General features: G+C 44.3%; 20 protein-coding genes. 15 read left to right on the top strand and 5 right to left on the bottom strand.

Translation table 11 applies throughout. From position 1 onward, the window contains the following. The first annotated feature begins 73 nt into the window (after positions 1–73). The 3 genes from ACMXYU_RS04115 (at position 74) to ACMXYU_RS04105 (ending at position 2339) form a co-directional block, all read left to right on the top strand. Positions 74–1075 carry a class 1 fructose-bisphosphatase gene (locus tag ACMXYU_RS04115; RefSeq protein WP_415900332.1) on the top strand — a complete coding sequence of 334 codons (1002 nt, stop codon included), beginning with the start codon at positions 74–76 and terminating at the stop codon, positions 1073–1075. A 106-nt stretch (positions 1076–1181) separates the two neighbouring features. After that, a complete protein-coding gene (gene ppa, locus ACMXYU_RS04110; RefSeq protein ID WP_299180651.1) occupies positions 1182–1715 on the top strand; it encodes an inorganic diphosphatase in 534 nt (177 codons plus the stop codon). A 156-nt stretch (positions 1716–1871) separates the two neighbouring features. Beyond that, on the top strand, positions 1872–2339 hold the full coding sequence (locus ACMXYU_RS04105) for a hypothetical protein (protein ID WP_415900331.1): 468 nt from the start codon (positions 1872–1874) through the stop codon (positions 2337–2339). A 62-nt stretch (positions 2340–2401) separates the two neighbouring features. On the opposite strand, the gene ACMXYU_RS04100 is transcribed toward ACMXYU_RS04105, so the two are convergent. Then, positions 2402–3172 carry a ParA family protein gene (locus ACMXYU_RS04100; protein WP_415900330.1) on the bottom strand — a complete coding sequence of 257 codons (771 nt, stop codon included), beginning with the start codon at positions 3170–3172 and terminating at the stop codon, positions 2402–2404. Between the two features lie 317 nt (positions 3173–3489). Here ACMXYU_RS04100 and aroQ point away from each other — a divergent pair, with 317 nt between their 5' ends. The 9 genes from aroQ (at position 3490) to purD (ending at position 12180) form a co-directional block, all read left to right on the top strand. Beyond that, positions 3490–3930 carry a type II 3-dehydroquinate dehydratase gene (gene aroQ / locus ACMXYU_RS04095; RefSeq protein WP_415900329.1) on the top strand — a complete coding sequence of 147 codons (441 nt, stop codon included), beginning with the start codon at positions 3490–3492 and terminating at the stop codon, positions 3928–3930. A gap of 39 nt (positions 3931–3969) precedes the next feature. Then, positions 3970–4413 (top strand): acetyl-CoA carboxylase biotin carboxyl carrier protein, encoded by a 444-nt coding sequence (accB, locus tag ACMXYU_RS04090; protein ID WP_415900328.1) that lies wholly within the window; start codon positions 3970–3972, stop codon positions 4411–4413. 32 nt (positions 4414–4445) lie between these two features. Then, positions 4446–5786 (top strand): acetyl-CoA carboxylase biotin carboxylase subunit, encoded by a 1341-nt coding sequence (accC, locus tag ACMXYU_RS04085; protein ID WP_415900327.1) that lies wholly within the window; start codon positions 4446–4448, stop codon positions 5784–5786. A gap of 127 nt (positions 5787–5913) precedes the next feature. After that, positions 5914–6810, top strand: coding sequence for a 50S ribosomal protein L11 methyltransferase (gene prmA, locus ACMXYU_RS04080; protein ID WP_415900326.1), 897 nt, complete (start codon positions 5914–5916; stop codon positions 6808–6810). A gap of 6 nt (positions 6811–6816) precedes the next feature. Next, the gene (locus ACMXYU_RS04075; protein ID WP_415900325.1) at positions 6817–7719 is read left to right on the top strand and encodes a zinc-ribbon and DUF3426 domain-containing protein; all 903 of its coding nucleotides are present in this window, start codon (positions 6817–6819) and stop codon (positions 7717–7719) included. A 149-nt stretch (positions 7720–7868) separates the two neighbouring features. Continuing rightward, complete coding sequence (dusB, locus tag ACMXYU_RS04070) at positions 7869–8855, top strand: tRNA dihydrouridine synthase DusB (protein WP_415900324.1); 987 nt, start codon at positions 7869–7871, stop codon at positions 8853–8855. Positions 8856–8877: 22 nt separating this feature from the next. After that, a complete protein-coding gene (fis, locus tag ACMXYU_RS04065) occupies positions 8878–9162 on the top strand; it encodes a DNA-binding transcriptional regulator Fis (protein ID WP_415883738.1) in 285 nt (94 codons plus the stop codon). Positions 9163–9199: 37 nt separating this feature from the next. Continuing rightward, positions 9200–10780 carry a bifunctional phosphoribosylaminoimidazolecarboxamide formyltransferase/IMP cyclohydrolase gene (purH, locus tag ACMXYU_RS04060; protein ID WP_415897670.1) on the top strand — a complete coding sequence of 527 codons (1581 nt, stop codon included), beginning with the start codon at positions 9200–9202 and terminating at the stop codon, positions 10778–10780. A gap of 113 nt (positions 10781–10893) precedes the next feature. Then, positions 10894–12180 carry a phosphoribosylamine--glycine ligase gene (gene purD / locus ACMXYU_RS04055; RefSeq protein ID WP_415893654.1) on the top strand — a complete coding sequence of 429 codons (1287 nt, stop codon included), beginning with the start codon at positions 10894–10896 and terminating at the stop codon, positions 12178–12180. A gap of 28 nt (positions 12181–12208) precedes the next feature. On the opposite strand, the gene ACMXYU_RS04050 is transcribed toward purD, so the two are convergent. Both ACMXYU_RS04050 and ACMXYU_RS04045 read right to left on the bottom strand, forming a co-directional pair. Further along, positions 12209–13327, bottom strand: coding sequence for a CHASE2 domain-containing protein (locus ACMXYU_RS04050; protein WP_415900323.1), 1119 nt, complete (start codon positions 13325–13327; stop codon positions 12209–12211). After that, complete coding sequence (locus ACMXYU_RS04045; RefSeq protein WP_415900322.1) at positions 13327–14979, bottom strand: FecR domain-containing protein; 1653 nt, start codon at positions 14977–14979, stop codon at positions 13327–13329. The genes ACMXYU_RS04050 and ACMXYU_RS04045 overlap by 1 nt, the downstream gene beginning before the upstream one ends. 211 nt (positions 14980–15190) lie before the next feature. On the opposite strand from ACMXYU_RS04045, the gene ACMXYU_RS04040 reads away from it, so the two are divergent. Both ACMXYU_RS04040 and ACMXYU_RS04035 read left to right on the top strand, forming a co-directional pair. After that, positions 15191–15541 carry a hypothetical protein gene (locus ACMXYU_RS04040; RefSeq protein WP_415900321.1) on the top strand — a complete coding sequence of 117 codons (351 nt, stop codon included), beginning with the start codon at positions 15191–15193 and terminating at the stop codon, positions 15539–15541. A gap of 3 nt (positions 15542–15544) precedes the next feature. Further along, entirely contained in the window at positions 15545–16777 is a 1233-nt protein-coding gene (locus ACMXYU_RS04035; RefSeq protein ID WP_415900320.1) for a tetratricopeptide repeat protein, read from the top strand. 48 nt (positions 16778–16825) lie between these two features. On the opposite strand, the gene ACMXYU_RS04030 is transcribed toward ACMXYU_RS04035, so the two are convergent. Then, positions 16826–18313, bottom strand: coding sequence for a hypothetical protein (locus tag ACMXYU_RS04030; protein ID WP_415900318.1), 1488 nt, complete (start codon positions 18311–18313; stop codon positions 16826–16828). 18 nt (positions 18314–18331) lie between these two features. Beyond that, a complete protein-coding gene (locus ACMXYU_RS04025) occupies positions 18332–19540 on the bottom strand; it encodes a L,D-transpeptidase family protein (RefSeq protein ID WP_415900317.1) in 1209 nt (402 codons plus the stop codon). A gap of 407 nt (positions 19541–19947) precedes the next feature. On the opposite strand from ACMXYU_RS04025, the gene ACMXYU_RS04020 reads away from it, so the two are divergent. Continuing rightward, positions 19948–20991: a Leu/Phe/Val dehydrogenase gene (locus tag ACMXYU_RS04020; protein ID WP_415900315.1), complete on the top strand. Its 1044-nt coding sequence runs from the start codon at positions 19948–19950 to the stop codon at positions 20989–20991. Positions 20992–20999: the final 8 nt, after the last annotated feature.

Here is a 20999-nt window from a genome sequence, read left to right as displayed (position 1 = left end):
TGCATTTCATCAAAGATTCACGTAAAATTCCCACCCAACTTTCCAACCACTCTATTTGAGAGAAAATACAAGAATGCTTCTGCTGAGCCAGTTCCTGAAACAACAGGAAACCGAAGACAAATTAGTCGATCTGATTGGCACCTTAATGCTTGCCTGTAAAGAAGTTGCGATCCAACTTCGCGAAGGCGAATTAGCTGGAGTTTTAGGATCCACGGACAACACCAACGTTCAGGGTGAAACCCAGAAAAAGATGGACGTGATCGCAAACGACCTCCTGAAAAAATTCTTACTAGATAACCCTCTAGTAGCAGGCTTGGCATCTGAGGAAGAAGACCACCCTGTAGCTGGGAATCCTGAAGGCAAATACCTAGTGATTTTCGATCCACTAGATGGTTCTTCAAATATCGACATCAACGTTTCAGTGGGTACTATTTTCTCTATTCTAGAGCTACCAGAAGGCATGGATCCGAGCTCAGATGAAGCATACCTACAAACAGGCCGCAAACAGATTGCTGCAGGTTATGTATTATACGGTCAGTCCTCTATTCTTGCTCTGACAACGGGTAACGGCGTGAACTTCTTCACATTGGCTCACACAGGTGATTTCATCCTGACTCGTGAAAATGTGACTATCCCTGCAGACACTAAAGAGTTTGCGATCAACATGTCGAACCACCGCTTCTGGGAAGAAGAGATGCGCAACTATGTTGGCGACCTTCTGGAAGGCTCCGAAGGTATACGCGGCAAAAACTTCAACATGCGCTGGATTGCATCTATGGTTGCTGAAGTTCACCGTGTACTTACTCGCGGCGGCATTTTCTGCTACCCATGGGATAGCCGTGACGTAACCAAGCCGGGCAAACTTCGCCTAATGTACGAAGGCAACCCAATGAGCATGCTGATTGAGCAAGCTGACGGCATCTCTAGCACTTGCTACAAAAACATCATGGATTTAGAGCCTACTCATATTCACCAACGTAGCGGTGTAGCACTCGGTTCTAAAAATGAAGTAGAGACTCTGCTGTCATACCACGCTGAATCTGGTGACGGTCAAGCAGCTAAACTCAATACTTAAAGTTATACGTTTCAGCTTTAAGTAGTATTCATAACCGCTAAAGTCTGGGACATAATCCCCAGACTTTAGATGTAACCTTTTCAAAACTACTTACAGGAAGACAAACATGGGCTTCGCACAAGTACCAGCAGGTAAAGATCTGCCAAACGATCTGTACGTAATCATCGAAATTCCGGCAGAAAGCTCTCCGGTTAAATACGAGATCGAGAAAGAAGAAGACGCGATCTTCGTTGACCGTTTCATGGCTGCACCAATGTTCTACCCAGCTAACTACGGTTATATCAACAACACACTAGCTGACGATGGCGACGCACTAGACGTACTAGTTCTGACTCCTTACCCAGTAATCGCTGGCTCTGTTATCCGTTGCCGCCCGGTAGGCGTTCTAAACATGACAGATGAAGCTGGTGAAGATGCTAAGCTAGTTGCTGTACCACACGACAAGCTAACTAAAGCTTACCGTGATGTGAACGACATTGAAGATCTTCCACAACTAGAACTTGACCGCATCAAGCACTTCTTCGAAAACTACAAAGGTCTAGAAGAAGGTAAGTGGGTTAAAGTTGAAGGCTGGGGCAACGCAGCAGCAGCTAAAGAAGCTATCGTTGCTGGCGTTAAGGCGTACGAAGAAGCTAAATAAGCTTATCTGTGCCAATCTTATTCAAAAAACCCCGCTTCGCGGGGTTTTTTATTACATAAAATTCCCTCTCATATAGCCATTCAGCTTTTCGTAAGCTCAAAAAAATATATACTAAGTACAGCTGTCTCAGGAAATTCATAAAAACAGAGGTGAAAAATGACACTTCGAAAGACACTTATTACTGCTTTCGCAATCCTGATCTCCAACAGCGCTTTCGCCGATCAGAACCGTGACTTGGTACAAAATTACCTCAACTCTTTTGGCAGCCGTGATGCTCAAGGTATTTTTAATCTGATTAACTGGGAAGGTGTCGACAAGGAGTCTCGTCGTTCATTACAGAAATATATTAAATCTGGTTTCAAAGGCCGTCAGATTCGTCGTATTTTCATTGAACCAGTAGCTGAGGGTACAAACCCAAGCTATGTTCAAGATGGCAAAACCTATGAGCTAAATTTAAAACCTTCAGGTCAACTTAATATTGTCTTCATTGATAATAAAAACAAACGCTCCACAACAAAAATGTATGTAGGTGAGCATAAAGGCTCATTACTTATTGGTAGCGCTGTCGTTGCACCAGAAGAGCTAGCTTGTAACGCCCCTAAAAAAGAAGAACAAACCTGCTAGAGCACCCTTTAAGCATAAAAAAAGCTGCATTAATGCAGCTTTTTTTATGCCCAAACTAAGCTTTAGTGAGCTAACTCTTCGAATAGTGTCACAAATTCCTGAGTTAATTTGTGCTTAGGTGCAAAATGAATCAACGGACAAGTATCATCGTGAGATTCACGCATTTTAACCGATGCAGAAATTTTGGTTTCCAGCACAGGCAAATCATCATCCAACAATTCACCCACAATACGCTTCGGTAAACTCGCACGAGGCTGAAACTGATTAACAACGATCCCTTCAACTTCTAGCTTATCATTATGATCTTCACGGGTTTCATGCACATTCGCCAACAAGCTGTATAAAGCCTGGCGAGCAAATTCATCGCAATCAAACGGAATCAAACAACGATCAGAAGCAACTAGCGCCGATAAAGTATAAAAATTAAATGCAGGAGGCGTATCGATATAGACCACATCGTAATCATCCGCCAACTTATCTAACGCATCACGCAGTTTATAAATTTTGTGTTTCGACTCTAACTTAGACTGAAGGTCACCAAGTTCTGCATTTGCCGGCATCACACTCAAATTTTCATAGGGTGTCTGGTGAATAAAGTATTGAGGCCCTTCGGGCTTCAACTGAAACGTGAGAGTCTGCTCAAAGAAATCACGTATATCCGGCGTAACCTCTTGATAATCTTCACCTAACAAATAATGACTAGAATTACACTGAGGATCCAAATCAATAACCAAAGTACGCTTACCACGCGCAGCACTGATCGCCGCTAGGTTAATTGCGATGCTGGATTTACCAACACCACCCTTCTGGTTAAATACAACCCGTCTAATCATTATCAGAATCCTTCACTTGCTGCCGTTTGTTTAAAACACAACTTCCGCATTGCAATATCCACAATATTGAAGACAACGTCAACAAACTTGTAGCTAAAAACCTCAAACTATAGCCAAAAGAACGAATATTAGAAAAACCACATACACAAAGACAGCAATAATTCATTTTTTATTCATGTTTCGTAGGGATTTAGAAGGCATTTTCGGTAAAAATGAAGCAAAACAGCAAAAACTTGCTTAGATGTAGACAAGATAAAGAGACTACGGCAAACTATGGGTTCAATCGTGAAAAACAGCCCACTTTCTGGAAACTAGTCATGGCAAAGATCCTTCTGCTAAACGGCCCTAATCTCAATCTTCTTGGGAAGCGTGAGCCTGAAGTATATGGATCAGACACATTGGATGACATTTGCCAAAATTTGGTTGAACAAGCCAAACAGAGTGGGCACGAGTTGGTTCATTGCCAAAGCAACCGCGAATATGTCCTGATCGAACGCATCCATGCAGCTCAGGACGAAGGTGTTGCTTACATAATTATAAATCCCGCTGCTTTTACTCACACAAGTGTTGCCCTTCGCGATGCATTATTGGGCGTAAGTATTCCTTTTATTGAGGTTCACTTATCCAACGTCCACGCTCGTGAAACTTTCCGTCATCATTCTTATCTCTCAGATGTAGCTGATGGCGTAATTTGTGGTTTAGGTGCACAGGGATATGAATTTGCTTTGCAATCTGCTGTTCGAAAGATTGCCGAATAATAAACAATATACTGATAGTTTAGAGAGATATAAGTCAGAATGGACATTCGTAAAGTCAAGAAGCTGATTGAATTGTTGGAAGAATCCAACATTAACGAAATCGAAATTAAAGAAGGTGAAGAGTCTGTACGTATCAGCCGTGGCTCTAGCGTAGTAGCCGCCCCTGTTGCAGCCCCTGTTGCTGTTGCAGCTCCAGCTGCAGCACCTGCACCAGTTGCCGAAGCAGCACCAGAAGCACCTCAAACTTCAGGCCACGTTGTTAAGTCTCCAATGGTTGGTACGTTCTACAGTGCACCATCTCCAAGCTCTCCAGCATTTGCTGAAGTAGGTCAAACAGTTAAAGTTGGCGACGTAATCTGTATCGTTGAAGCGATGAAAATGATGAACCAGATTGAAGCTGATAAAGCAGGCGTAATTGAAGCTATCCTAGTTGAAGATGGCCAGCCTGTTGAATACGACCAGCCACTGGTTACTATCGTTTAAGCCTCTAACGCAAAAGCAAGGATCTCCATTCGATGCTCGATAAAGTAGTGATTGCGAACCGAGGCGAAATTGCGCTTCGTATCCTTCGCGCCTGCAAAGAGCTGGATATCAAAACTGTTGCTATCCACTCTCAGGCAGATCGCGATTTAATGCATGTGCGCCTAGCTGACGAAGCCGTCTGCATTGGCCCTGCTCCATCGCCTAAAAGTTACCTGAACATCCCATCAATTGTCGCTGCTGCTGAAGTAACCGACGCTGTAGGCATCCACCCTGGCTACGGTTTCTTAGCAGAAAACGCTGACTTTGCTGAACAGGTTGAGCGCTCGGGCTTTACCTTCATCGGCCCTAAAGCTGAAACTATCCGCCTAATGGGTGACAAAGTTTCTGCAATTGAAGCGATGAAAGCTGCAGGTGTACCAACCGTTCCAGGTTCAGACGGCGCATTGTCTGACGACCCAGAAGAGATTCATGAGATTGCACGCCGTATCGGTTACCCCGTAATCATCAAAGCCGCTGCAGGTGGCGGTGGCCGTGGTATGCGTGTAGTTCACTCTGAAGCGTCTCTAATCAGCTCTATCCATGTAACTCAATCCGAAGCTGCTGCAGCTTTCGGTGATGACACTGTATACATGGAAAAATACTTAGAAAATCCACGTCATGTGGAAGTTCAAGTACTAGCTGACGGCCAAGGCAACGCTGTTCATCTATACGACCGCGACTGCTCTATGCAGCGTCGTCACCAGAAAGTCGTTGAAGAAGCACCAGCTCCTCACCTAGATCCAGAAGCGCGTGCTCAAGTACTTCAAGCTTGTGTTGATGCGTGCATCGAGATCGGCTACCGCGGTGCAGGTACTTTCGAATTCTTATACGAAAATGGCGGCTTCTACTTCATCGAAATGAACACTCGTGTACAGGTAGAACACCCTGTTACTGAGATGATCACTGGCGTTGATATTGTGAAAGAGCAATTACGTATTGCGTCTGGTTACCCTCTTTCACTGAAACAGGAAGATATTAAAGTACAGGGCCACTCTTTCGAGTGCCGAATCAATGCAGAAGATCCTAAGACCTTCCTGCCAAGTCCTGGTACTGTTAAACACTTCCACGCACCTGGTGGTAATGGCATTCGTGTAGATTCTCATCTATACAACGGCTACACAGTTCCACCTCATTACGACTCTTTGATTGCGAAGCTAATCAGCTACGGCGAAGATCGTGAGACAGCTCTTAAGCGTATGGAAATTGCGTTGGGCGAGATGCTAGTTGATGGTATTCGCAGCAACATTCCTCTGCAGCAAGACATTGTTCGCGACGCTAAATTCCAAGAAGGTGGTGTAAATATCCACTACCTTGAGAAGAAGCTTGGTCTGTAAGCAAAACTTAATCAAAAAACCCGCCTCGGCGGGTTTTTTGTTATCTAGCCCCAAAACATTCTGTTCATATCTGCAATTATGACCGATACTATAAATTCATCTAAGCGCTTGATATGGAAGAAAACTAATGCCTTGGTTGCAGATCAAAATCCAAACCAACCCCGATCAATCTGAACCTTACGAAGATTTATTACTTAGTGCAGGCTGCGCCGCCGTCACCTTCGAAGACAGTGAAGATCAACCTATTTTTGAGCCAGACCTAGGCACTACCCCTCTTTGGAAAAACACCACCATTACCGGACTTTTTTCAGCCGAACATGACCTTGAGGAAACGCTTAAATACATTAAGCAAGGTCATGAACAGCTATTCCCAGAGATCCCCGCACCTTCGATCAAAGCTGAAATATTAGAAGACAAGGATTGGGAGCGTGAGTGGATGGATAATTACCATCCTATGCAGTTTGGCGAGCGCCTTTGGGTTTGCCCTAGCTGGCGTGAACCACCTCAAGCAGATGCTGTTAACCTGATGCTCGATCCAGGCCTCGCATTTGGCACAGGCACACATCCCACTACCGCGCTGTGTTTGGAGTGGCTAGATCAGAATATCAGCAATACCAATTTCTTAATCGATTACGGGTGCGGCTCCGGCATTTTAGGAATTGCAGGTTTGTTACTCGGTGCAAAGCGCGCTATCGGTGTCGATATTGATCCTCAAGCGCTGCAGGCAACCAAAGACAATCTTGCTCGTAACCAACTGCAAGACGAATCTCTACATGTATACATGCCAGAAAACACACCGCCTGAAAAAGCAGAAGTGCTGGTAGCCAATATTCTTGCAGGACCGTTAGTTCAACTTGCGCCTACACTTGAAGCACTGGTTAGCCCAGGTGGTAAGCTCTGCTTATCGGGCCTCTTAAGTCCACAAGCAACAGAAATCATTAATACTTATTCTGAATGGTTTGACCTTGACCCAATCGCTGAAAAAGAGGGTTGGATTCGTGTTACAGGAACAAAACACAGTTAAATCTAGATGCAAAAAAGCAGCATAATCACGCAATGCCCAAGCTGTGAAACACAATTCCGTGTTACACCGGGGCAATTAAAGGTAGCTAACGGACAGGTAAGATGCGGTGCCTGTCTAGCTATCTTTTGCGCTGTTGAATATGAACAAAAACCCCAAAGTGCCGAACCAACCACGCAACAAAAGGCCAAAACTAGAAGAGTTCATGAAGATGAAACTCCTGACACCTTTGAGAAATTAGATATAGAACTACCTATTTCGAAAGAGAAAACATCACCTAAGCCTGATAAAGCAGTCACTAATACATCATCTGCAACTAACCTTACAAAGAAAGACCAGGAAGAGATAGTTAAAACTGTCTCAGCTGCGGACGTTCCTACTCTCACCATTGAAGCAGAGCCTGTAGTTCTTAATCGGAGCAATGGCGCAAAAGCATCCTCTCCTTGGTGGTTTATTGGTTGCGTATTAGCCATCTTAACCTTGGTAGCACAACATCTTTGGTTTAATCGTGGCGATCTATATTGGACCCACACTTACCGACCTCTATACGATACTGTCTGCCAACATATTGATTGCCAAATACCTACGCGGGTCAATACAGCCAAGATTACCAATCAACAGTTCCTGATTCGCCCCCATTCAGAGATCGCTGATGCGATAACTATAGATATAGTGCTTATAAATGAGGCCAATCACAACCAACCTTATCCAGCTTTGCATATAGCATTTTCCGATCTCAAAGGCCGACCTGTTGCAAGTAGAACTCTACAGCCAGAATCTTACCTAGACAGGTCAGTCGTTAACCTCAAATCTATGCCCACTCACCAACCTATCCAGATATCTCTAGACCTAATGTCACCGGGCATGCGTGGCATAAATTATCAACTTGAGCTACTAGCGCCAGCGCTATAAAAAATCAAGGCAAATTGTTCAAAAAATCATCAAAAAAATCCTTGGAGACCCTAGCGCTAAGGAGTATGATTGTTCGCCTCCCTAATCACTCAACTAACAGTGTCATTCGTGACGCTGCGGGTGTTTATTAACTATTTTTAAGGCTCGCTATGTTCCAGATCGGTTCATACATCATTGACAGTCAGGTGATTCTTGCACCAATGGCTGGCGTAACTGACCAACCATTTCGGCAGTTATGCAAACGTATGGGCGCAGGTCTAGTAGTCTCGGAAATGGTTACATCTGATACTCGCTTATGGAAATCACGAAAATCTGCTTTTCGTCTAAATCATAGCGGTGAAGCCGAACCTCGATCTGTTCAGATCGCGGGTGGCGACCCAGAAATGATGGCCCACGCTGCGGCAATGAATGTAGAACGCGGTGCCCAAATTATTGATATCAATATGGGCTGCCCTGCTAAGAAAGTGTGTAATAAAGCTGCAGGTTCTGCATTACTTAAGGATGAGCCACTGGTTAAAGACATTCTCAATGCTGTTGTTAAGGCAGTGGATGTTCCAGTCACACTGAAAATCCGCACAGGGTGGGATCAGGACAATCGCAACGGTTTAACTGTTGCGAAAATAGCTGAAGACGCAGGTATTCAAGCACTGGCAGTTCATGGTCGCACACGTCGTTGCGGCTATAAGGGGACGGCAGAATACGACACTATCGCCAGTATTGCTGACGCTATAACCATTCCCGTCTTTGCTAATGGAGATATCACTTCTCCTGAAAAAGCAGAATGGGTACTTAAGCATACTGGTTGCTCTGCAGTAATGATCGGTCGTGCAGCACAAGGTCAACCTTGGCTGTTTAGAGAGATTGATCATTATCTGCGAACAGGTACAATCCTGCCCCCTCCATCACTAGTTGAGATTAGAGAAATTCTGTTAGCTCATCTGCAGGAACTACATAGTTTCTATGGTGACTACATGGGCGTTCGTATCGCACGAAAACATGTAGGGTGGTATCTGCAGAATCAGCCAAACGGAAGTAGCTTTCGCAAGCAATTTAATATTATAGAAACAGCAGCAGATCAGGCCGCAGCTATCGAAAAGTATTTCGATGAAGCTTTAGCAAACAACGTTGCGGCCTAGTTTAGATTGGATATTTAGTACTGTGGAATACAAAGAAATTAAGCAACCGGCTCTCGTGTCCGACCCAGCAGAAGCTACTAACCAGACTCTACGTGACAATGTAGAGCAGTCACTGAACAACTATTTCCGTCAGCTTGACGGTCAGCCAGTGACAGACGTGTACCAAATGGTTCTTTCTGAAATTGAAGCACCACTGTTCGAAACAGTGATGACTTACACAAAAGATAATCAGACTAAAGCTTCCCAACTGTTAGGCCTTAACCGCGGTACGCTGCGCAAAAAGCTAAAACAGTACGGCTTGCTTTAATCCACAATTTTTTAAGACTACTCGGAATCCAGACACAATGGCACAGAACATCACTCCCGTTCGCCGTGCACTGATCAGCGTATCTGACAAAACAGGTATCGTTGAATTTGCACAAGCCCTAAACGCTCGCGGCGTTGAAATCCTTTCTACTGGCGGTACTTACAAACTACTTAAGGAAAATAACATTCCTGCAGTAGAAGTATCCGATTACACAGGCTTCCCAGAAATGATGGATGGCCGTGTTAAAACTCTGCACCCTAAAGTGCACGGTGGTATTTTGGGTCGCCGCGGACAGGATGATGGCATCATGTCTGAGCATGGCATCAACCCGATCGATATGGTTGTTGTAAACCTTTACCCATTTGCTGCAACTATCGCACGCCCTGATTGCGATCTACCTATGGCGATTGAAAATATCGACATCGGCGGTCCAACAATGGTTCGTTCTGCAGCGAAAAACCATAAAGACGTAGCAATCGTTGTTAATGCTTCTGACTATGACAATGTTGTTGCTGAACTCGATTCCGAAAAAGGCCTAACGCACAAAACTCGTTTTGACCTAGCAGTAAAAGCGTTTGAGCATACTGCTGGTTATGACGGCATGATTGCTAACTACCTAGGCGCAATCGTTGAAGGCGAAGATGAGAAGCCTGCTGACTTCCCACGTACTTTCAACACTCAGTTCGTTAAAGCACAAGATATGCGTTACGGTGAAAACCCTCACCAACGCGCTGCTTTCTACGTTGAAGAAGAGCCAGCTGAAGCATCTGTTTCTACAGCTCGCCAACTACAAGGCAAGGCACTGTCATTCAACAATGTTGCAGACACTGACGCGGCACTAGAATGTGTTAAATCTTTCAAAGAACCAGCTTGTGTTATCGTTAAACACGCTAACCCATGTGGTGTAGCGGTTGGTGCTGATATTCTTGAAGCTTACAACCGTGCTTTCCAAACTGACCCAACGTCTGCTTTTGGTGGCATCATCGCATTCAACCAAGAATTGGATGGCAACACTGCGAAAGCGATCGTTGATCGTCAGTTCGTTGAAGTGATTATCGCTCCTAAAGTAACTCAAGAAGCATCTGACATTGTGGCGACTAAGCCAAATGTTCGTCTACTTGAGTGTGGTGAGTGGTCTGCTAACCGTGCACACGGTTTCGACTACAAGCGCGTTAACGGCGGTCTACTAGTACAAGATCTTGATCTTGGCCGTGTAGATGCATCTGAACTAAAAGTTGTTTCTAAAGTACAACCTACAGAACAAGAGATCCGTGATCTTCTATTCTGCTGGGAAGTAGCTAAGTTCGTTAAGTCTAACGCTATCGTTTACGCTAAAGATGGCCAAACAATCGGCATCGGCGCAGGTCAAATGAGCCGCGTATACAGTGCTAAGATTGCAGGCATCAAAGCTGCTGATGAAGGTTTAGAAGTTAAAGGTTCCGTTATGGCATCTGACGCTTTCTTCCCATTCCGCGACGGTATTGATTCTGCAGCGGCTGCAGGTATTAAAGCAGTTATTCAGCCGGGTGGTTCTATGCGCGATCAAGAAGTTATTGACGCAGCTGACGAGCACGGCATGGCAATGGTCTTCACTGGAATGCGCCATTTCCGTCACTAAGCATTAGATAGCAATAAGCCTTCACTTAGGTTTATCCCCTTTAGGCTTATTGCCCTAAACCCCGATCCAGAGAAACACTGGATGCGGGGTTTTCTACATAGAAGGATTACAGAATGAACGTACTAATTATTGGTTCTGGCGGTCGTGAACACGCACTGGCTTGGGCAGCAGCGCAAGACGCAAACGTTGCTAAAATTTTCGTAGCTCCAGGTAACGCTGCGACAGCTCAAGAAGACAAAATGGAAAACGTTGCTATCGACGTGATGGATCTAGATGGCCTACGCACTTTCGCTCAAGAAAACAGTGTAGACCTAACCATCGTTGGTCCTGAAGCACCGCTAGTTGCTGGTATCGTTGATCACTTCCAGAAAGAAGATCTGCGCATCTTCGGCCCAAGCGAAGGCGCTGCTCAACTAGAAGGCTCTAAAGCTTTCACTAAAGATTTCCTTGCGCGTCAGCAGATTCCTACAGCTGAGTACGAAAACTTCACTGAAATTGAACCAGCACTGGCTTACGTTCGTGAAAAAGGCGCACCTATCGTTGTTAAGGCTGACGGCCTAGCAGCTGGTAAAGGTGTAATCGTTGCGATGACGTTGACTGAAGCTGAAGACGCTATCAAAGACATGCTAGCGGGCAACGCATTTGGTGATGCCGGTAGCCGTGTAGTTATCGAAGAATTCCTTGAAGGTGAAGAAGCGTCTTACATCGTTATTGTTGACGGTGACAATGTTCTACCAATGGCAACAAGCCAAGATCACAAACGTGTAGGTGATGGCGATACTGGCCTGAACACAGGTGGTATGGGTGCATACTCTCCAGCTCCAGTTGTTACAGCAGAAATCGATCAGCGCATCATGGACGAAGTAATCATGCCAACAGTTAATGGCATGAAAGCGGAGGGCAATGAGTACACTGGTTTCCTATATGCTGGTCTAATGATCCAAGCAGACGGTACGCCAAAGGTTATCGAGTACAACTGCCGTTTCGGTGATCCTGAGACTCAACCCATTATGCTACGTCTAAAATCCAGCTTGGTCGATCTATGTAATGCAGCACTTGATAAGAAGCTTGCTGACACAACGGCTGAGTGGGATGAGCGTAAATCTGTTGGCGTTGTTATGGCTGCAGGCGGCTACCCAGGTGACTATGGCAAAGGCGATGTAATCTCTTTCCCTGCAGAATGCCCTGAAGGTACTAAGATCTTCCACGCTGGCACTAAGCTTGATGGTGAGAACGTTGTGACTGCAGGCGGTCGTGTACTTTGCGTAACAGCACTTGGCGAAACAGTTACAGAAGCACAGAAACGTGCTTATGAACTACTAGAGAAAGTTAGCTGGGAAGGCGCTTACTTCCGCAAGGATATTGCTTACCGCGCAATTGCTCGTGAGCAAAACAGCTAAGCGAATAAAATCTTATGAAAAGCCCTGATCATTCAGGGCTTTTTTTTGCCAACATAAACCTAGCGCCACTCAACAAGAGCACGATTACAAGCCCCACCAACATAGGCAAGTAACTGAGCCAATACCCTACGCTAACCATCATCAACGGCACCGTCATCAAAACAACGCCTGTTACAATAAACGATAAGTTCAGCCATATCGGCATCGAAACCAAACTCACTAAGCCAATACACAGCGTAACTAAAACCCCTAGTGCCGCAGCCCATATAGGCAAAGATGGGGATAACGCATAGCCTTGATTCAACACAGCAAAATTAAACGCATGAACCTCTGTCGCGGAGAACATCCCCTGTGCTAAGGATTTTTTGGGTTCCAGTTGAGCATCAGCAATGCCAACAAAAACAGCCTTGTTCTTTAGAGCATTAAAATCCACTTGCCCATTAACCAAATCAATCAAGCTATAACGCGGTGTCTGTTGCAGAAATCTTTCAATCCCCAATGGGATCAATACTTCATAATCTCTGCTCCATCGACGGCTAAACCCTAAATTAAGATAAGGGCTTCTTAATCCAGAAAAATCGTCAGCTTTTACCGGTGCATAAATACTTAAGGTCGCTAGAGGAACATTTGGCCAACGGGGAAAACCAATTCCCGCATGCATATAGTTGCGCCTTAACATCTCATCTGGATCCAGCGGGAGCTCAGAGTGCGCTACTTTGGCACCACTCACCTTCACGCCATTAAAAGGCAACATTTCCTGATTTTGCTCCGCAAGCATAGGCAGAATAACTTTACCGTTTTGACGAATAGCACTTAAAAGGGCTTGATCAGAAGAGTTTTGAGGACCGTCGTATGCTATGAAGGCAACGTTGTAAGTTACAGAAGAAACTTGAGCAGAACTGAGCCGCTCGATTGCTTGAGCATGAATAGAGCGATCAAGAGGCCAGCCAGAAAACGCCTCTAAACTACGACGATCTATATCAATTAAAACAACTGAACGATCTTGAAAATTAATTGGGGAATAATGCTTGGCCAAAGCATCATAAATAAAGCGATCAAACGTTTCAGGTAGAGAAGACAATCCCGCCATTACTACACAAAGCAATGGCGGGATTAATAAAAGTATTTGCTTGAATCTAATCAGCATTACAACAGCAAGAGCAGAGAGAGTGATCCACTAATGATCATTGGCCACCAATTCTCTACCGGCTGAACCACCTCTTGAGGTTCTGTCCATTCACCCGCGTAATTTTCAGCGTCGATAGACCTAACGCGTAAATAGTAGGTACCTGCTTGCGGCTTATCTATCGCTAAACTTGCCTGCTCAGTTTTGTTATCAACAACAAGCTGCTTAAACGCTTTATCTTTTGCAAGCTGCAACTGATAGAAACTTACACCCTCCTCTTCCTGCCAACTAAAAGAGATCTCTGATTCACTTCTTACAGGCTCTCTCATCTCCGGCTTTGGAGGTACCGGTTTAACTTTAAAAGAGCCTACATGACCGACAGGACCACGCTTACCTTCTGCCGTTACACTACTCACGCGCCAGAAGAAATTACCCGGCTCTGACACAACTGCAACAAGCTGAGTCTCCGTAATATTTTCTTGTTTATCGACAATCTCAGTAAAGCTTTGATCTCTAGCAATCTCAAAAACAAAGGAATCTGCCAATTCTGGTTTAGACCAACTAAATTCAATATCACCAACATAGAGAGAGTCAGCAGGCATAGGTCCCTGACGGACAGGCGGGAAAGGACGCGCTTCAATATTAATCTGCTTTAACGCAGATAATCCCTGCAAACCGTCAGCACTGATTGCACTCACACGAATCCAATAGGAGCGATCTTCTAAGGCCGCAGGTAAACCCATTTTTGGATGAGCAGAGATCTGGTCGTATACAATTGCCGTGAATGCTTGGTCTGGAGAGATTTGACTACGGTACTTAGCAGCACCATCCAGCTTATTCCAAGCCAATTTTCCCGGTAGATAACGGATCACATCATCTATTTCCGGCAATTCAGGCGCTGGTAGAAGCTTTTTCGGTTTTTTAGGGGGCTGATTAGCCCTAGTCAAAGTTCCGTACCCTTGACGGACATTGGTAGCGCCTAACTTGTTACCTACACCAATTAGACCTTGAGTTACCTCAGCTGCTGTACTTTCCCCCTCAGCTCTCACTCGGTAGGTAGTGCCCTTTGTCGTAGCAAAAGCAACTGGCGTATCGATCAAGAAACGAGAGCCCGGAACTTTAGCTGGATTGGCACGAATTTCAGCCTCTCCTTCCTCTAGGAAAACTTTAATATCCACAACCTTACGCTTGTTTCCGATCACCGTTGCTTGTTCAATACGAAGCACACTTTCGCCCAGTAATAGCACCTGAGTACCATCATCAAACTCTAGTAATACAGAAGCTTGTGCAGCTGTTTTGATCAAGTCACCTTGAGATAAACTCTGACCACGACTCAAAGGAAGTAACGCTTTGGCTTTTCCTTCACGCAATTTAACCTGCGCCGTGACATCTCCATTCACATCCAGGATTTTGATATCGGAGCGCTTTTCTTGAATTAGATTACGCGGTATTTTTAAAACAGTGCCTGGAGACATTTGACGATCATTACGCACATTATTTAGGCGCTCTATCGTTTTCCATTCTCTCCAATCGGTAAGCAGCTCATGCGCCACACTCCAGACTGATTCGCCGGGTTGCATCGCGTAAACCCATTCATTTTTCTGCTCAGCAAATGAAACTTGAGAGAAGAGTATGGAAAATATTAAAGCGTAACTTTGCGCTAGTTTAATCACTCGACGAGTTCCTGTTTAAACACCAACTCAATGCGTAAGGTTTAGTATCTAATGGGTAAAAAGTTGCCCATAGCACCCTGTTTTCTGATGAGAATACATTCTCCCACTTATTAAAAAGTTCGGCCACTATTGAAAACAACTGTTTGAATATGACATCAATAGTTATATCCGTATAATCGGTCCATCAATATTAAAAAACATTCCTGAATACATGCTGAAATTAGAAATAATGACCAAGAATCCTTTCTGGCACATAACAGTAAGCATTTTAGCTTCAGTTTGTTTGTTAACCGCTTGTAGCTATATACCAATTAACCAGCAAGCTAATGACCCTTCGTCTACCTCAACCCCTACTGAGAGGCAATACTGTTATAAGGGGGGAAGAGCAAATGAATTTAGCTGCGACCCTGATAAAGCAGCTCCGCAGCCTGATATGCGCTCAACTGAAATTGATGAAGTTTGGATGTGGTTGAAGTTAATTGAGATAAAAACATGGCTTGCTGAACAAAAAGAGTACAATGATTCAGTAGGTTCCACTCGGCAAAGACATGAGAAGCAGTAATACATGACCCACTTTAAATGTAAATCAGGCAAAAATTTACTACGTACAACGATAAGTACCTTATTCGCAGTGTCCTTACTTACTGGCTGCAATCTCTCTAACAACCTACAACCTAAGTTTCTTCAAACTTACAAGACCCAACAAATACCCGAAGGTTCTCAAGAGTATATTGCTACCGTCAGCATTACTCCCCCCAACCTAACCAACTCACCTATAGCTATCGAACAAAGTTTGAAACTTAGCCAACAGGGCAAAAATCAAGAGGCTCTAGCTAAAATTGAGCTTTTACTAGCTCAACAACCTAATCTATCTTCTGCCTTACTAGCCAAGGGGATTATCCTGAACAACCAAGGCAATAAAACTGCTGCTAAATCCATCTTTCAGGCTCTAACTCAATCTCATCCTGATCGCCCAGAAGCCTTTAACAACTTGGCAGTGATCTATTCTGAAGAGGGTAATTTCCCTCAAGCAATAGAAACACTTCAGCAAGCGTTCCAGACTCACCCAAGCTACGCACAAGTTCACGTTAACTTGAAAGAGCTTTATGCAACAATGGCATCAAAAGCCTATAACAAAGCATTGGACTTAAGTGCTGTTGAGCACGGTCCAAACCTTGCCATGATCAACCACCCCCCAAGTATCCAGGACAACACTTCTGCCCCTATGGCTTCAGCAGTCTCTGAACAACCGATAGATATTGCAGCGGTAGAAAAAGTTAAAGCGCAACCTCAGCCAGTTGAACCAAAAGAGAAACTCCCAGCTGCACCCGTTACGACGACCTCAACCCTAGGATCAAAAGCAGAAGCACTAGGCAATGAAGCAGCTGAAATTAAAGAACAAACAAATGCAGCTCCTGAAGTAACTAGGCTTGAGGTTCAGGCTTTACCGGAATCTGAGGTATTAGCGCACATCAATAATTGGGCTGGAGCTTGGAGCAACAAAGATCACTCAAGTTATGTAAACTCTTATACAGCGCTTTACCGTCCAAATGCTAAATTAAGCCATCAGCAGTGGGTTCAACAGCGGGCTCAGCGTTTGAGTAAACCTAAATTCATTCGTGTTGAACTGGATCAGATCAATATCAAGATTCTCAGAGAGAACTTGGCAGAAGCTCACTTTAATCAACACTACCAGTCGGATAACTTTAAAGATGCGGTTAAAAAGCGTCTAATACTGGTTAAAGTCGACGATAAGTGGAAGATCAGCCTAGAGAAAAGCTTAGGCTTACTTAAATAGACCTCAAAAAAGCCCCTTAAGAAAGGGGCTTTTTTGTATCTAGAAAATTTACAGCCTAGGGCGTTTTAGCACAACAGTCCCTTTGGTAGCTTCAGAAGCGATCTTCCAACCAGCAGACGTGAGGGTCAGCTCTAGACGCTTATTGGTCTCATCAGCATAACCAGGTTTCTCGAAACGTTGATAAAACTCGACTCTGTACCAATGTGAATTAAGACGAGTAAACTTCGGAGATTTAATCTCTAACTTGATCCAATCAGGCGAAAGTAAACGATCTTTACGAAATTCACGCCACTCTTCAAGTGACATTTTCACGCCATACAACGTAGAATTTTGAAGATAACTGTTGATGTAATTATCCCAGTTCTGCTGCTCCCACGCAGTATGCCAAGTGGTAAAAACTTCGCGCACAGCTTTTACATTATTTTCTTTAGGGCCAGGCTTCACCACAAACTCAGTCACCGGTTTCGTTTGCGGCTGAGGTTCAGCAGAAGGCATAGGTGAAACATCTTTAGGCTGAATAGCTGCGACCGCTGATTTAGGTAGTGTCCCTTTTTTCAGCTCAGCTTCAGCTACTTTTAAAGCATCAGCAGTTTTTGCTGGCTCAACTACCTTAGACGGTTCTTGAGCTTTTTTAACTTGCTCTATCGAACTTTGTAACGTTTTATCACGTTTCTGTTTAGCTTGCTCCACTGTAGCCGTCAAAGAAGCCACAAGTTCTGGGTTAAGCTTTTTTTCAACCGCTACAGGCTCAGGAGACTTAACAACAGCAGGTGCAGTTTTAACTTTAGTAACGCTTGGTTCTGCTGCAAGTTCCGTCTTCTCCTCAGGGATAACGGGCTTAGCTGCCTTGGTATCTTGTGGATGCTCAGCTATCGATACCTTTTCACTTTGCGAGGATCGAGTAATCTCCGTTTCAACAATTTTAGGAGATAAATTCTCCGTACTTTTTGCTACTGCCGCAGGAGCCAAGGAGTCCTGCTGGGCATCAAACCAATACCATCCACCAGCGCTTAGACAAACAACCGCTAGAGCTCCAATAGCAACCAGAGGCTTGTTTCCACCTGCAGACACAGGACTGGAATCTACTTCCTCTTGGTAATAACCATCCAACTTGCTGGCGAGTAACGAAGAAGATTTGAATACAGAAACGATTTCCGGCGTGCTTAATAAAATGATTGTTACCGCGGGACCAGTTTCATCACAGATAGAAGGAAGACCTAATAAATAAGTCAGAGCCTCTGTACTAACATCATCACTATTAACAATGATGCATAGACGACGCCCATGCTGCAACCAACATTCTAATTCCTGCCGAATAAAAGAAACGCCAGCTTCCACTTGAAGAAATTTAGCAAGATTATCCTGTACAACATCCAAAGCCTGAAGGTCTTTAATCTCAAGCGTATCAAGTTCAGTTTGTTTAACTTGATCTGCCAGGTTTTCCATCCAACGTGCAGATCCTTCAATACGAATGACCTGATGATCAGATAAATTTATCAGTAGTAGCTCAGCAGAACTTAAACTTGAATCGCTCAAACCTAACCCCCTGAGATTTTAAGGTCTGCCTTTTGATGGTTTACCTTCATAAGCAATACGCCAGCGCCCTTGATCAAAAGTCCAGTATTGGCGCTTTACTGAGCTGCCAGAAAGGTTATTACTTTTGTAATCTTGTTGGAATGTAGCTACAACCAGATTCGGATTATCTGGATACCGGTAGATACTCAAGTTTTGCAGATCGATATCTACAAATTTTTTCGAGCCATTCACACGTTTCTTGTAGCTGGAATACTGCAAATATTTACGTTTACCGTCGTCATAATTTTGAGAATAGTTCTCGATATAGCGCTGATGATCAAGGCTTTCCCAATCAGACGCCCAACGCTCAACCAAGTTAGTGAAACGCTCTTTCTGTTCAAGCCAATCAGCTTTCTTTATCCAACGAACATTATGACCAACTAGAACAGGCGTGTTCAGATAGTTAACCGTGTTATCCAGTTCAATAAAATCAGGATTGGTTAAGGAGATACACCCTTCACTTGCTTTAGGTGGACGACTGTAAGTTTCCACTGGGGAGCCATGAAGCCAGATTCCATAACCCGTGCGTCCTAACCTCTTATCCCATACGTTAGGGTAATTAATCGGCAATGCACCGGACCCATAACGAGAGGGTAAATTCTCATCTTCTAATCGGCTGGTAGTGAAATAAACACCTAGAGGGGTTTTAAGGTCACCCTCGACCTCTTTTCCTGTACCACCACGACCATACGAAGCGTAATAGTCTTTAACAAGTACAGGAATACCGTTTTGGTTTTCAAATAGGAAAAGGCGCGATAAACGGGTATCAACAATGATGATATGCTTTTGATCTGGAGACAAAGTCAACATGTCTGCAGGTAGCATATCTGCAGAAGGCTTTTCCATTTCCATTAGCAATCTAGCTTTTGCTTCAGAAATTAACCCTTCGATCTTTTGTTGATGGGCGCCACGTTTATTGCTTAGTGGAGCTCCTTGAGCCTGCGCTGCTAGAATATCAGCATACACAAGCTGAGCTAGACGGAAATCAGGTCGACGTTCGGTAAGCTCTTTAAGATCCGATAAAGCCGAATCGAGCTCATGGCTCTTGAGGTTATTTAAGCCACTTAAAAGTAACTCTTCATTCCCTTCTGAGATTCCATAGGGAGCAGCTTCTTCAGCAAATAAGCTACTCTGAGGAATACCCAGTGCGCCCAACATCACTACAGTACAAACGAAACTTTTTTTCATCTATCCAGAAAGCCCCAACCTATTTTTTATTAACCAATGATTATAACGATATTCATCCTGAATGGGACTCTATCGCCCTTGAAAAAATGCTTTTTCCACTACTAAATTTGAAGCTTTTAAGTTTTTTTGTTTTCGCAGTAATTTTCTAGCAATACCCTAGTTAAATTCAGCGAAACGTCACACCTTCAGCCCTTTTCGCAACTGCAAAAACCAAAAGATTTGGCAATTTATTTTGAATTTTTCAATCTGAAATTTGCCTAAAACTGTGCTATTCCAAAAGTGTAGAGATCCAAAAGACACGCTACCGCATACAAAGTTCAGTTAGTTGGTAAAAGTGCGACCCACCAATCACCAATTAACTGATCGAATTTGATGTTTTCCTGTAGATACAGACGGAGGACCCCGTGATGTTTGAACAGATGGAAAGCAATGGCACACAACGCCTTCATTTTTGTCATGACCCTGAAACGGGCCTCAAGGCTATTATTGCCATTCACTCGACTTTACGTGGCCCCGCAATCGGCGGCTGCAGATTTATCCACTACAACAATGACGATGCAGCCATTACAGATGCGCTCAGATTGGCACGTGGCATGAGCTATAAAGCAGCACTCGCAGGGCTTCCCCACGGTGGTGCTAAAGCAGTTATTATCAAGCCCGAATCAGACTTCAACCGCGCCGCTCTTATGCAACGCTTTGGTCAATTTGTTGATGGTTTAGGTGGTGAATACATTACCGCAATGGACAGCGGTACTAAGATTAGCGACATGGATCAGATTCAAAAGAGCACCTCCTTTGTAACCTGCACTCAAGCCACTGGCGATCCCTCTCCCTATACCGCACTCGGCGTGTTTGAAGGGATTAAAGCTTCCGTCAGATTCAAGTTAAATCGAACGTCACTGAAAGGTGTGCACGTCAGTATCCAAGGCTTAGGCCATGTAGGCTTTGAAGTAGCCCGTTTACTTCATCAAGCCGGAGCCAAACTGACGGTCACCGACATTGATCAAGCTAGAGTAACTCAATGCGAGAAAAATTTTAATGCAGCAAGCGTGTCACCAGATCAGATTTACGCAGTCGATGCTGATGTCTTCTGCCCTTGTGGGCTTGGAGCAATCATAAACGACACGACCCTACAGCAACTTCGTGTATCCATCATTGCTGGCTCAGCCAACAATCAACTAGCGGAAGAGAAACACGGCGACCTGCTAGCCGCACAAGATATCCTTTACGCACCTGATTATCTGATCAACGCAGGCGGTTTAATTTTTGTAGCGCTGCAATATTCAAAACAGAACAGCCGAGAAATCCGCCAAAAAGTTATTCAAATAGGTGATTCTCTCACCCAACTTTATCAAAACGCAGCGCAAGCTAAGCAAGGTGTACATCGTCTAGCCAATCACCAGGCTGAACAAATCATCAGTGCATCTAACGATTTCAATTCCGCAGCTTAAGCTAATGA

The organism is Neptuniibacter sp. QD48_11 (assembly GCF_047778095.1).
Lineage (GTDB): Bacteria > Pseudomonadota > Gammaproteobacteria > Pseudomonadales > Balneatricaceae > Neptuniibacter.
This window is presented reverse-complemented; position numbering and strand designations above follow the sequence as displayed.